14 protein-coding genes are annotated in these 13,073 nt (G+C 43.9%); 10 read left to right on the top strand and 4 right to left on the bottom strand.

Going from position 1 to position 13,073, the window contains the following annotated elements; genetic code table 11:
- The first annotated feature begins 3 nt into the window (after positions 1–3).
- The 4 genes from ITG09_21175 to ITG09_21160 are packed head-to-tail and all read left to right on the top strand — an operon-like array spanning position 4 to position 3,431.
- Positions 4–525 (top strand): pilus assembly protein, encoded by a 522-nt coding sequence (locus tag ITG09_21175; protein ID UPR53902.1) that lies wholly within the window; start codon positions 4–6, stop codon positions 523–525.
- Positions 497–1,096, top strand: a complete 600-nt coding sequence (locus tag ITG09_21170) for a membrane associated secretion system protein (GenBank protein UPR53901.1) — start codon at positions 497–499, stop codon at positions 1,094–1,096. Before ITG09_21175 ends, ITG09_21170 begins: the two co-directional genes overlap by 29 nt.
- Positions 1,096–2,802 (top strand): pilus assembly protein TadG, encoded by a 1,707-nt coding sequence (locus ITG09_21165; protein UPR53900.1) that lies wholly within the window; start codon positions 1,096–1,098, stop codon positions 2,800–2,802. Before ITG09_21170 ends, ITG09_21165 begins: the two co-directional genes overlap by 1 nt.
- An 8-nt stretch (positions 2,803–2,810) precedes the next feature.
- On the top strand, positions 2,811–3,431 hold the full coding sequence (locus ITG09_21160) for an OmpA family protein (protein ID UPR53899.1): 621 nt from the start codon (positions 2,811–2,813) through the stop codon (positions 3,429–3,431).
- Between the two features lie 235 nt (positions 3,432–3,666).
- Here ITG09_21160 and ITG09_21155 read toward each other — a convergent pair whose 3' ends face one another.
- The 3 genes from ITG09_21155 to ITG09_21145 form a co-directional block, all read right to left on the bottom strand.
- A complete protein-coding gene (locus ITG09_21155) occupies positions 3,667–3,957 on the bottom strand; it encodes an antibiotic biosynthesis monooxygenase (protein ID UPR53898.1) in 291 nt (96 codons plus the stop codon).
- Between the two features lie 206 nt (positions 3,958–4,163).
- Positions 4,164–4,661, bottom strand: coding sequence for a hypothetical protein (locus ITG09_21150; GenBank protein UPR53897.1), 498 nt, complete (start codon positions 4,659–4,661; stop codon positions 4,164–4,166).
- A 139-nt stretch (positions 4,662–4,800) separates the two neighbouring features.
- The gene (locus tag ITG09_21145; GenBank protein ID UPR53896.1) at positions 4,801–5,367 is read right to left on the bottom strand and encodes a dihydrofolate reductase; all 567 of its coding nucleotides are present in this window, start codon (positions 5,365–5,367) and stop codon (positions 4,801–4,803) included.
- 60 nt (positions 5,368–5,427) lie between these two features.
- On the opposite strand from ITG09_21145, the gene ITG09_21140 reads away from it, so the two are divergent.
- Both ITG09_21140 and ITG09_21135 read left to right on the top strand, forming a co-directional pair.
- Positions 5,428–5,997: a TetR/AcrR family transcriptional regulator gene (locus ITG09_21140; GenBank protein ID UPR53895.1), complete on the top strand. Its 570-nt coding sequence runs from the start codon at positions 5,428–5,430 to the stop codon at positions 5,995–5,997.
- A 195-nt stretch (positions 5,998–6,192) separates the two neighbouring features.
- Positions 6,193–7,725, top strand: coding sequence for a phospholipase D family protein (locus tag ITG09_21135; GenBank protein UPR53894.1), 1,533 nt, complete (start codon positions 6,193–6,195; stop codon positions 7,723–7,725).
- Positions 7,726–7,815: 90 nt separating this feature from the next.
- Here the strand turns inward: ITG09_21135 and nfsA are convergent, their stop codons facing one another.
- Positions 7,816–8,538 (bottom strand): oxygen-insensitive NADPH nitroreductase, encoded by a 723-nt coding sequence (nfsA, locus tag ITG09_21130; GenBank protein ID UPR53893.1) that lies wholly within the window; start codon positions 8,536–8,538, stop codon positions 7,816–7,818.
- A gap of 281 nt (positions 8,539–8,819) precedes the next feature.
- On the opposite strand from nfsA, the gene ITG09_21125 reads away from it, so the two are divergent.
- The 4 genes from ITG09_21125 to ITG09_21110 all read left to right on the top strand — a co-directional run bounded on the left by ITG09_21125 (position 8,820) and on the right by ITG09_21110 (position 12,995).
- Entirely contained in the window at positions 8,820–10,064 is a 1,245-nt protein-coding gene (locus ITG09_21125; GenBank protein UPR53892.1) for an NADH:flavin oxidoreductase/NADH oxidase family protein, read from the top strand.
- A 243-nt stretch (positions 10,065–10,307) separates the two neighbouring features.
- Positions 10,308–11,291, top strand: a complete 984-nt coding sequence (locus tag ITG09_21120; GenBank protein ID UPR53891.1) for a haloacid dehalogenase-like hydrolase — start codon at positions 10,308–10,310, stop codon at positions 11,289–11,291.
- Positions 11,292–11,449: 158 nt separating this feature from the next.
- A complete protein-coding gene (locus tag ITG09_21115; GenBank protein UPR53890.1) occupies positions 11,450–12,145 on the top strand; it encodes an aspartate/glutamate racemase family protein in 696 nt (231 codons plus the stop codon).
- A 613-nt stretch (positions 12,146–12,758) separates the two neighbouring features.
- A complete protein-coding gene (locus tag ITG09_21110) occupies positions 12,759–12,995 on the top strand; it encodes a YdcH family protein (protein ID UPR53889.1) in 237 nt (78 codons plus the stop codon).
- Positions 12,996–13,073 lie beyond the last annotated feature (78 nt).

Here is a 13,073-nt window from a genome sequence, read left to right as displayed (position 1 = left end):
TGTATGAACGTGAATCTTCGGAAGCGCCAAAAGGGTGTCATAGCAGTAGAGTTTGCGCTCGGGGCCTTAGTTTTAATTCTATCGACTGTGATTATTTTTGAGAGCAGTTATCAGGTATATATCACTAACTTAGTGGACTACTCACTACGAGAAACAATAAGAAATACCAAGATTAAACTGCATGAAAGCAAAGAGCCAAGTGATATACACGAGTTCTATCAAGATCAGTTTGACGTATTGATCAAACAAAGCGGTGAACTGTGGAGCTTTTTGGTTACACCAGACAAGTTTTCAATTACCGGTGTTTATTATGACGATTATACCGCGTTTGTAGCGGGTACCACGTCCATCAGCTTTGGCGGTGAAAGCAGTGAGGTTGAGAGCTTTGATTACAGTCTTGCAGAGTTGACGGTAAGTTACGATTTTTCACCGATGACTCACTTGTTTACATCGAGCAGCATGCCTATCTCTCGAACTATGGTGTTGAACCTCGAACATGAGGAGTGGCCAGATGAAAACGAATAGCCGACTTTTACAAACGGGTTCTTTTACTGTCGAGCTTGCTTTAGTGCTGATGGTCTTGTGTTTGATTTATCTTTTTTCGACAGATTTAAGCCACAAACTACTTATGCAATCTGCGCTAGACCGCACCTCATTTGCGCTGGTGAACATCCTTAAAGAGCGGACTCGCTATTACGACGGTGATGTTCAAGATGGAACAAACCTAAACGTTCAACAACAGCAGCTGGAAGATATGCAAAAGCTGGCCGCAAGGCTACTTGGTCAAGAAGCGGATTCAGTGATGATTAACATTCAATCTCTAGTTAATAAAACTACACCAGTGAGTATCGATAGTGACAGCCTTGAAGATAACAATGAACCTGAAAGTCCCGAAGAAGTAGATAAGTCGGTGAATTGCAATGTACCTGAGATTGAAAGTGAAGCGTTTAAGGTATTGGTTCCAACAGAGGATGGAGTGGATTTTCCACTCTATAGCGTGACAGTATGTGAAACCTATCCATCTTGGTTTGGCGTCTTCACCAACTCATCTGAGACCTTAACACTATCTTCGACATCGGTGATGCCGGGGAGGTAATGATGAAAACAAATTTGAGTTTGAGACAGAAGCAACAAGGTGTCGCAGCCATTTGGCTCGCTTTGGCCTTGGTTCCAGTTATGGGCTTTACTTTCTTATCCGTAGAAGGAACAAGATACATCCAAACATCGGCACGCTTGAATGATTCATTAGAAGCGGCAGCTATCGCTGTCACTATTGCTGACTATCGAGATGAGAATGAGACCAACAAGTTAGCAACAGGTTATGTTAAGGCCTATGTTCGCGGAGCAAAGGGTATTGGTATAACTTCGGAGTGGGAACATCAAGAGTGGATAGAAGCAACGGAAACACCAGAGCACATTCAGTATCGCGTTGCTGCAAGTACAACACATCAATCCTGGTTTGCCAGTCAATTCATACCATCGTTTGATGAAACACAAGTCATTACGGGTCAATCAGTAGCGAAGAAATACCCGATGTTTCTTGGTGATAACAATATTGACCTCATGCTGGTTTCAGATTTCTCTGGATCGATGAATTGGGAGTGGGGCAAGGTTGAATTTTGTTCAAATTATCGGAATTATGAAAAGGATGAATGTGTGTGTGATGATGGCGACTGTAAGCTTTGGGACTTGAAAGATGCTGTCAGGGAACTTGCTGAAACCGCACTGTGCCACAAAATAAAAAAAGGTGAGTGCAATGTTAAGGTGAAACAAGCTAACGGTAAGTATGAATGGGAAACCATACCAGATAGGTTAGACAACAGAATTGGTGTTGTGCCGTTTAATATAAGGACACGGGAAGTGGTAAGTGGTCATACGGTTGCGGCGTCGCAATTAGTATATTCACGTTCAAAAGAAGTAAACGATATTGATTCTGATGATGGTTACTATGATATCGATTGGGATGGCTTACGTTCCAATAGCCGTAACTATGATGAATGTGTTAACGCTATTGATCCCAACACTTGCAAATCTGACTTGGAGGACAATCGCACCCGTAACTACATGAATCAATGGAATACAAGTTGGTGGAGAGGAAAGGGAAGCACATGTGATCATGATTGTGTTAAACGTCTCAATGACATTCTTATATCACATGATGATTGGTATCCCGATAATCCGGACTATGTTGACTACGCAGATAGCGTCAATAGGTTACTTGAAAACAAAGTGATTAATGATAGTACTTTCTATCGCGTTAAGGATGTTAGCTTATATCAAGGATATGGGAGTAGTAATGAATCCCAGTTCCAGAACGTAGAGTTAACTAATGATCTGATCACTTTATTAGGTGAAAAGTACAACGGAAAAGAGCATGAAGCTTTCGGTGTTTACGATATGTGGGCAAATGGCAGCACTGCAGCATTCCAAGGAATGTTGCGTGGATTTCAGTTACTTGCTGCTGGTAAACCAGAGACGAATGACCCGGATGAGGTCGAGGCTTATGACAATAAGTTAAAAATGTTGTTTGTCTTAACTGATGGCCAAGAAAGTCCTAACAACGGCATTCTTGGTAACTTAGTTGAAGCTGGTATGTGCAACAAAGCCAGAGAGCTGATTCCTGGTTTGTTTATTGGCGTTATTGGCATTGATTTCCAGGCTTCTCAACAGAGTGGTTATCAAGATTGTGTTCTAGACCCAAAAGACATCATTGACGTGACGAACCTCGATCAACTGAAAGAAAGTATTGAAGAGCTTATTCGCCGTGGGGCGAAAAGTAACGGTGTGACTCAACTTTATTAGGAGTGCTTATGAACAGGAATTCGACATTGAGCCTTGCAACTGCGTTGGTGCTCACCGCATTTTCGGCGCAATCGGAGCCTCAACAATATTACTGCGATACCGGTGTGATTGAGTTTCAGCATGCAGTGGATATTGGGGCTGTGACCGGCATAGGTACGCACCGACAAGGCTATTTGGCTGTGAAGGCTCGTCCAGATGGGAATCACGTACAGCAAGCATTACTGGACAAGGCTATGCAGAATCGTCGTTTAGGTGATTGCAACAGCTTTGTTGCATCGCCTTCGATGCTCAATGACCAGTCACCTGTCGTGATGCGCGTGAACTTCGCCTTTGATAGTGACGCTATCACTCCAATGGCTCAACGAGCATTGGAACACTTTAGCTTGGGGTTTGCCGAAGCGGAGCAGAAGTTGGTAGTTGAAGGCCATACCGATGCTATTGGTACTGAAGAATACAACCAAGGCCTAGGGTTCAGAAGAGCTGACCAAACCGCGAAAGTACTCAAAGAAGAAGGCGTACCTAGCCAGAACCTGACAATAAAAAGCTTGGGGGAAACCCAACCTATCGCTTCAAATCATAACAAACAAGGTCGTGCATTGAATCGCCGAGCAGATGTGGTTATTGAGTGATGTTAGGTGAGCTATACGAACTAGAGTTGTGTTTTTCAATAACTCCATTCGAACCCATATACACAAAGGCTGCGTTTGCAGCCTTTGTGTATATGGGGGATTTCGTTTATTGATTTCATTCAGCCTCGTTTAAAACTGTAATTGAGATATGTAAGCCTAGGCGGGAAAATATTGAAACGAAAAAGCCCCGCTGATATTCAGCAGGGACTTCAAATTAAGATCTTGGAATAAAGACTTAAGCGATTTTCGTCATCTCGTTAAGTGTAAATGACGCAACACTGCCTTCCGTTGCAGCCATGTACTCAGCAAGGTGAGTATTCCCCATGTGTGTTTGCCAAAGTTCGCGAGACGTCCAGTTTTCGTAGAAAGTGAAGTGAGCTGGGTTTTCATTGTCTTGGTGAAGGTCGTAGTTGATGCAGCCTTCTTCAGCGCGAGTAATATCAATCAGTTTTAGCAGCTCTGCTTTAACTAATTCAATTTTGCCTTCGTTAGCGACGATGTTTGCGATGATAGTCAGTTGAGTCATGTTCGTACCTATATTATTTTTCACCGAAATGGTGATTTGTCTGTGTTTACAGCGCTACTCTTGTTCATTGAACTGCAGTCTGTGTCGATTGATAAATAATAGTAGGAATATTTGAAACGATAAACAGCGCTACATTTGAATTATTATCAAAAATTAATTGATAATAACATGGGAATTATGTGCTACTAGGCGTAGTTAAAGAGTGTTTAAAAACCGCCCGCCCACGAATCAAAGTCGTCAATGTTGTCGAGCTCTTTTTTAGTTCTAGGGGCTGGGTAATAAGGCAGAGCTAATCTTTGAGCGGAAGGTTGCAGTTCCCAATCGGGCGTAATCTTAAGTCTGGTTAACCCATTGTGTAGGCGCACAAACATGTAGTAGCCATCGCTATGAGTATTGGCGTAACTTGCGACTGTGGCGATGTCACCAGAAGGCAATTTGACATCTCGGCCGAGCGGGTAGAGCTGGTGTAGCGCAAAGCTAACTTTAGGATCTTGCAGCTTGCCTTGCTTAAAGCGTTCTAGGCCAATGGCAGTTGAGGTCGTGCGAGGCTTCCAACCTGTGAGGAACAAACCACTCAAGCTATCTTGGAATGGCTTACCCTTTCGATTGCCTTCATTGCTAATGAATTGAACCGTCAGATTGTCTCCCGACTCTTTCAGAATTTCTAAAAACTGTTCACCAGTGCGATCGACTAAAAGCTTCATAAGACCCAGATACCATTAAGAATGAGATACGATAAATGGTACTACTTTAGGGGAGGTTTGTGTAGGGACGATAAAGGTTATGCTGCGTGAACACTGTTTTCAGTGTTGATCGTTACATTCCCTTTATATGAACAATAGTCTAACGCTTACGCAAGTAGTGAGTTTGTACAATCTCATCTAAGTAAGTTTTGACGCCTTTCAGTGTAAAGTCGAGAGGAGAGACTAAGTCACCAAACAAAGGAGAGCCACCACCAAGAACGACGGGAATCGTCGAGATGATCAGCTCGTCAATCAGGTCTTCTTTCATGAAGTTTTGAATGGTGACGCCGCCATCAATGTAAAGGTTGTTCATGCCTTTGCTGTTCAGATCCTCGATGATCTGAGTTAACTCGCCCTTTATTAAAAAAACTTTACCTTCCAGTTCCTTAGGCATTTCCGTCAAGGTGTTACTCAGCACATATACCGGTTTGCTGTAAGGCCAATCAATACCGAAGCTCAACACCATATCCATCGTGTTGCGGCCCATGACCAAAGCATCAATGCGATCAGTATGGGCGTTGTAACCCATGTCATCACCCTCTGGATTTGGAATTGCTTGCAGCCAATCTAAGCCGCCTTGCTTGTCTGCAATGTAACCGTCAAGGCTAGTTGCGATAAATACAATATTTGACATTTTTAACTCCGATATCGATGAGAAACTTGGCATTTACACCGTAATAAATTAAAATATTCTACAGTGTAGAAATAAAGTTTAAAAGGTGACGGTATGACTGTCAAGGATCAAAAACGAGGTCGCCCAAAAAGTGGATCAAGCCAACTGAGTGCCGAAAAGATCTTAGATACGGCAAAAAGCATGATGCGAGACACTGGAAAAGTACCGAGCATTCGAGGGTTGGCGACAGAGCTCGGTGTCGATGCGATGGCGATTTACCACTATTTCAAGAATAAAAACGATCTCTTAGAATCGATCACTGTCTCTTTGGTTGGAGAAGTTGCTCAGCCTCAACAAAATCAAGTGTGGCAAGAGAACCTTTATCAACTCAGCGTGAGTTACCTGTCGATGTTGAATGACTATCGTGGGTTGCTCGAAACCCTGCTGACAATGAAATCTCTTGGGCCAGTTGAGGTGTTTAGCGAGCGCTTTGAAGCGGTGATGAACCCACTTAATCTCACATCAGAGCAAACCGAAAATGCCCTTCATTTACTGGTGGACTATCTGCATGGTTATGCGCTTGCCTTGAACTGCAACCCAGATAAAACAGAGATTACGGTCGAGATGGTGAAAAAACCTTTAGGTCTATACTGCTTGGGTATCGAACAGTTGAAATTTTCATGATTTCTCCGCAAAAATTTTAATGAGAGGGAGGGCGTTGCCAACGATGAATTACTGATGTTTCATTTATAGTGGATAATTACCTATAAATTTCAGTCTTTAGCAGTAATAATCAATGAATAGACCTGAACAGCTTGTGAGTCGCAAAGCTGTCGGGACAGTTTCTAAAGACGTCATCGTGAAAAGGAAGTCAGACACATGCCTGTGCTCCAACGCATCAGTTTAACCTTAATTTTGGTCGCTATTTTGGGCGGCTGTTCTTCTTTACCAGAAGGCATCGATCACCAAGCAGAACCGTACACCTCCTATGGACCAAGCACTTTGTCGGTTTTAGCGAATGAATATCAACCTCAAACATCAGAGCAGTCGACGACCGCCGTTCGTTTACAAGAGTCCGGTTGGGATGCATTAGCAGAGCGTTTGGCGTTGGTTGAAAGTGCAGAACACACCATTGATATTCAATATTACATCTGGAACTCTGACGTATCGGGTAGGTACCTAGCGAGTCGTTTATTAGCAGCCGCTGACCGTGGTGTTAAAGTTCGAGTAATGTTGGATGACATCAACCTCAACGAGCGCGAAGGGTTGTTATCAGCACTCGACGCACACTCGAACGTCGAGATCCGAATCTTCAACCCAACGCCAACACGTCGTGGTTTCAGTAAGTGGTTGAGCTTCCTTGGTGATTTCTCTCGCTTAAACCGCCGTATGCACAACAAGTCATTTACCGTAGACGGCACCTTGTCTGTAGTGGGTGGACGTAATATTGGTGATGAATACTTTGACCTTTCTGATGAAATCAACTTCCGAGATCGTGATGTATTGGTGATGGGTACAGTCGTTACCACTATCCAAACCAGCTTTATTGAATATTGGGACAGTCGTTGGTCTTACCCTGTCGATATGTTGGGTGACGACGAACAACCGGATCTTTCAAAGATTGACGATATAACCGTTCCGCAATACAAAAATTACCCAGCGTTACCATTAAATCGTGAAGCGGCAGGTATCTTGCTGAAAGAGGCGCTTGATGAGATGACTTGGGTGAATGCGCGTTTTGCTTACGATCGCCCTGTGCCTGTCGATTCAGACAATACCGATCAACCGAAAGAAACGGCAATCTTACTAGGGCAGTTAGCAAGCGAATCGAAACAAGAGATCTTGCTTGAATCAGCTTACTTGGTATTCGATGACGGCCAGCTAGGTGAGTGGCAAAATTTGAACAATGAGGGCGTTGAGATAAAAGCACTGACCAACTCAATGGCCTCTAATGATCTGGTGACTAATCATTCTGCTTACGCGGGTCGACGCTACGACATGCTAGAACATGGCATCGATTTGTTTGAGTTAAAACCAGATTCCAAGTTGTGTGAAGCATCTACCCAAGACGTATCTAAGTGCGCACCTGAGACTGCTTATGGCTTACATGCTAAATCTGTCGTGTTTGACCGCAGTATCGCGAGTATTGGCTCATTTAACTTTAACCTGCGTTCGACCTACCTAAACACTGAATCAGTGTTAATCATCGAGAACAAAGCGATTGCTGAAACGCTAGCTGAAACTATTGAGCAGGCGATGAGCGAAGACAATAGCTGGCGCTTGGAGCTTGAAGACGGTGACGTGTATTGGTATTCAGGTGAACAAAGCTGGGACAGCGAACCAGAAACCGGCAAGTGGGAACGGATGCAATCAGGTTTCTTACAACTGCTACCGATTGAGAAATACTTGTAAAAGAGTTAGCACCGTAGAAATGAAAAATATCAGCGCATAATACGCTGACATTTTTGTTTGTGCTGCTGTTTGCTGAAATCGTTTAACGGTCTATCGCTTAGTCAACTGCTTACTGTTCAAGTAAGGCAGGATATGTGGGCGAGATTCGCCAGACAGCTTTTGAGTGATCTGTTGTGACCAACTGCTCTGCTTTTGGTTGCTTGAACGGTTTGCGTAGTAGCTCTGCATTGAATCATCGTAGCTGGCAATGTCATCTAGGCTCAGCGGTTGGTATTGGTTTTCGTGCATCACCACGTGTGCAGGAAGGCGAGGTTTAACCTCTGGTTGTTGTGCCGGGTGACCTAAGCACATCCCGAATAACACGGCGGTGTGTTGTGGAAGTTCTAACAGTTCATCGACTTGTTGCGCGCTGTTACGCAGGCCACCAATGTACACGCCACCTAAGCCTAGTGACTCAGCAGCCAACATGCAATTTTGCGCCATGATGCCAGAATCTACCGCGCCAATCAGGGTAAGCTCGGTAAAGTCGGTTTTCACTTCAGGGTTAATCTGAGCGTGGCGTTGATAGTCGATACAGAACACCAAAAACTCGGCCGCATTTTCAACGTAAGCTTGGTTACCTGCGTATTCGGCTAGCAGCTTACGCTTCTCTTTGTCCGTGATTCTGATAATGGAAACAGCTTGCAGTAAGCTCGATGATGACGCGGCAAGGCCTGCCTGAACAATTAAATCGAGGTGCTGTTGCTCTATTGGTTGATCTGTATATTGACGAATGGAGCGGTGCCCCAGAATAGTTTCAATCGTGCTGTTCATAACTCTCAGCCAGTCCTTGTGATGATGACGTAGAAAATTACAATAACGACAATTACCATGAGCGTAAAGGGGAGGGTGAGCCTTTCTTGTCAGCGTGACCTCGCAGTGCCAGCTCCGATTTTTGAAATTCTGTTTATAATCGATTAATGCCAACTGTTATGCAGCTGGCATTTATTATTGAGCAAAACTTGCTTCGATATAGACGTTAAATGCTCAGAATTGTCGGATAAAATAGGGCATACTGAACCCAACTTATAGAACAAAAGAAAGTAACCGCGCGCATGAATCCGATCTCCCTCAATGTCCCTTTCTCTCTTCCTAATGGCCAAGTAATCAAAAATCGCCTGTTCAAATCGGCAATGAGTGAGCAGCTAGGTGATAAACACCATAACCCTAAGCAAGGTTTAGTCACGCTTTACCAGCGTTGGGCTCGAGGGGGAATTGGTCTATCCATGACGGGCAACGTGATGGTCGACAGAGGTGCACTTGGTGAACCTAAAAACGTTGTGTTGGATGAGCACAGTGATTTAACCATATTTCGTGAGTGGGCGAAGGCTGGAACACAGAATGGTTCGCAAATATGGATGCAATTGAATCATCCCGGTAAGCAAATCCCTAAATTCTTATGTGATAGCCCCGTAGCTCCTTCGGCTATCTCTTTAGAGCGTGGATTAGAAAAAGGCTTCAATACGCCACGAGCTCTGACTGAGACGGAAATAATCGCAATCATTGATAAGTTCGCGCTGAGCGCAAAGCTTGCAAAACAAGCCGGTTTTACTGGCGTGCAGATTCACGGTGCTCATGGTTATCTTGTGAGTCAGTTTTTGTCTTCGAGACACAATCAACGTCAAGACAAATGGGGTGGCTCACTCGAAAACAGACTTCGTTTCGTACTTGAGGTTTATCGCGCGATTCGAAGAGAGGTTGATGACGATTTCCCTGTCGGAATTAAGCTCAACAGCGCCGACTTTATGAAAGGAGGCTTCACTGAAGAAGAATCGATGCAGGTTGTGCAAACACTGAGTGATAACGGTATCGATCTGATTGAGATCTCCGGCGGCACCTATGAAAGCCCATTAATGATGGGCTCAAAAAACAAAGCCGAGCCATTGAAGACCAGTACAGTAAAGCGTGAAGCCTATTTTATGGATTACATGGTTAAGGCGAGAAAGCTTGTGAGCACGCCGCTGGTGGTCACGGGAGGTTTTCGAACCGCGCAAGCAATGAATGAAGCATTAAACTCCTCGGCGACCGATTTTATTGGTATTGCGCGCACAATGGCGGTTGATCCTGATTTCCCTAACAAGTTAATTGAAAACCCTAGCCACGGCATGCCGTTAACGGTGCCAACCACAGGAAAGCCCGCTTTAGACAAAGTGGCGATGGTCGGGCTGGTTTGGTATGAACATCAGATGTGGCGCATTGCCTCTGGCAAGAATGCCGACCCTAAACTAAGCGCATTAGGTGTGGTGTTAAAAACAATTCTCAGCGCTGGCTGGCACGCTTTCAAAAAGCGCAGAGCGTAAGCCGTAACGAATTAAAAAAGCAGAACTTTGAGAAATTGAAGTTCTGCTTTTTGTTATTTGTTCTCTTTTCAAATTTAAATTATCGATAAATACATCGCAGGGCACCCAGCCAGTCTTCGTTGTGGCACTAATCTAATACCAACATGAACATTGGTTATAGTGTCCATAAGTGGAAAATCAGAGTAGACCAACTAGGATGAATTACATTAAACCCGGTAATTAATTCAACAACATGGTAGTGCTATGAAGAAAATAACCCTTTTGTCAGTCGCGATTTTATCCAGTCTCTCTTTCTCATCTTTTGCTAAAGATTGTGACCCCAATTTGCTGCCTTCTTGGAAGGACAGCGAGAGTAAAACAGCTATCGTCGACTTTGTTGGGCAAGCCACCAAAGCTGAGTCTGATACGTTTGTGGCAATTGAAAATCGCATCGCCGTATTTGATAACGACGGTACGCTTTGGTCAGAAAAGCCTTACTACTTCCAATTGGCGTTTGCGTTGGACCGTGTAAAAGAGATGGCGCCAGAGCACCCTGAATGGAAAACGGAAGCACCGTTTAAGTTTGTACTTGAAGGGGATATTGAGAGCGTTCTTGGCAGCGGTGAAGAAGGGTTATTGAAAATCATCATGGCGACACATTCTGGTATGACAGTTGAACAATACCAGCAAGACGTTAAGCAATGGTTAGCGGTAGCAAAAGACGAGCGCTTCAATAAAGCGTACACAGATCTGACTTATCAGCCAATGAAAGAGATGCTGACCTACCTGCAAGATCATGATTTTAAAACTTACATTGTGTCGGGTGGTGGCGTTGACTTCATGCGAGCGTGGGCTCCGCAAGCTTATAACATCCCGCCAGAGCAGATTATTGGTAGCGCGCTTAAATACAACTACAGCTACAACGATGGTAATCCGACGGTGACCAAAGATTCGTCCATTTTGACCATCGATGACAAAGCCGGAAAGGTCACTAACATTCAGCATATTATCGGTAAGAAGCCTATTTTAGCCGTAGGTAACTCAGACGGTGACCAAGCGATGATGCAGTGGGCAACGAGCCAACCGAACTCAATGGCTATGATTGTTCACCATACCGATGCCGAGCGTGAGTGGCAGTACGATCGTAAGTCTCATGTTGGTAAGTTGGATAAAGCACTCGATGAAGCGAACTCTAGAGATGATTGGACGTTGATCGACATGAAAGCCGATTGGTGTGAGGTGTACTAACGCCAAGGTTTCCTTTGATAAAAGCACAAAGGCTCGGATTTTTGATTCGAGCCTTTTTTGTGAACGGAGGTTTAGGCTCGCTTTAAGCAAGAACGTACTATAAATTTTCAACGCATGACGCTTTAATCGGGATAGTCAGAAATTAAAGGAATAGAAAAATGAAAACGATCGGATTGCTTGGCGGCATGAGTTGGGAATCGACAATGAGCTACTATAAATCCATTAACGAGGGTGTAAAAGCCGCGCTTGGCGGGCTCAATTCTGCAAAGGTTTGTATGTATAGCGTGAACTTCGATGAGATAGGAAAGCTGCAACACCAAGGTCGTTGGGCAGAGACAGCAGATATATTATCGGACGCGGCTTTATCGGTAGAGAAGGGCGGGGCGGACTTCATCTTGATCTGTACTAATACCATGCATAAGGTCGTTCCTGAGATCGAAGAGAAGATCACGATTCCTATCTTGCACATCGCTGATACCACGGCGCAGAAGTTGCTTGAGCAGGGCGTGAAGAAAGTCGGATTACTCGGTACCGCTTTCACAATGGAGCAAGATTTCTACAAAGGGCGCCTGAGCAATCAATTTGGAATCGATGTCGTCATTCCTGATGAGAGTGACCGAAAGCAAGTCCACAACATCATTTATCAAGAGTTGTGTCGAGGTGAAGTAAAAGAAGAATCTCGAGATGTATATCGTCAAATCATTGAGAAGCTAAGCCAACAAGGGGCTGAGGCTGTGATTCTAGGATGTACTGAAATCGCGCTACTGATTCAACAGCAACACACCGATGTGCCACTGTTTGATACCACTGCCATCCATGCAGAAGCGGCAGTGCGTTTGGCAACGAGTGACTAGCTTATAGCGACTCATTTTTAAAATCCTCGTCATGGCTCCACAGCTATTCTTCTTTTACTTTGTGCGATTTTTATTCAGTTGAGTGAAAGTTTTTTGTACAAAAGCAGGTCGTTAATTAATGAAGCGATGCTTTGTTCATTAACCAAGGCTTTATCGGCAGGTAAGGCTTTAGTTAATGGCTGAGGTATCCGCGCTTTTAAGCACTATGCTTTAGTCATGACCAAAAGAGGATTTATTATGAAATGGCTTATCTTATCTGTGACGTTATTGTTTGTGGCGGGATGCCAATCGACAGGGTCTCAAGAAGCACAAGTCGGTGACGACATGAACCGAGTTCATACTCAAGGGTGTAGTAGTTAACTCAACCTTGCCTGTGAGTATTTAATCGAGCTCTGTAGTTTTACAGAGCTTTTTTATTGCTTAAATGGTGATGTGATGTGATGTGATGTGATGTGATGTGATGTGATGTGATGTTCATGTGCTTGTGAATATTAGGTTGGTTGTTTTATGTTCTATGCTGTGTACTGGATCTCATTTGTTATTTGAGTCCCTTGCTAAGGTAAATAATGAATATGTTTAATACCAATCACTTTACTCAACTTAAGAGGTTTCTATGCTAGGTGAAAATCATTCTCTTGTTCACGAATTTCCTGAAATGAAAGATAAAATTGCTGAGCTTGTTAAAACTGACGATGGCTTTGCTGCAGACATGAAGACATACGACAACCTTGATAAAGAGATTCGTAAGCTTGAGCTGAAAGATTCACCCATTGATGACGGCTCGATGCACCAACTGAAACACGATCGTTCTGTACTGAAAGATGCACTGCATGCACGTTTAACTGGCTAGTGAGCGGGTAGTTTTGTTGATTAGCTAAATGGCGAATTGCAGACTTAGACCAAAAACTCCTTCGGGAGTTTTTTTCGT

It is taken from the genome of Vibrio cyclitrophicus, from assembly GCA_023206055.1.
Lineage (GTDB): Bacteria > Pseudomonadota > Gammaproteobacteria > Enterobacterales > Vibrionaceae > Vibrio > Vibrio cyclitrophicus_A.
Note: the sequence above shows the minus strand (reverse complement) of the source record. Positions and strands in the feature narration are given on the sequence as shown.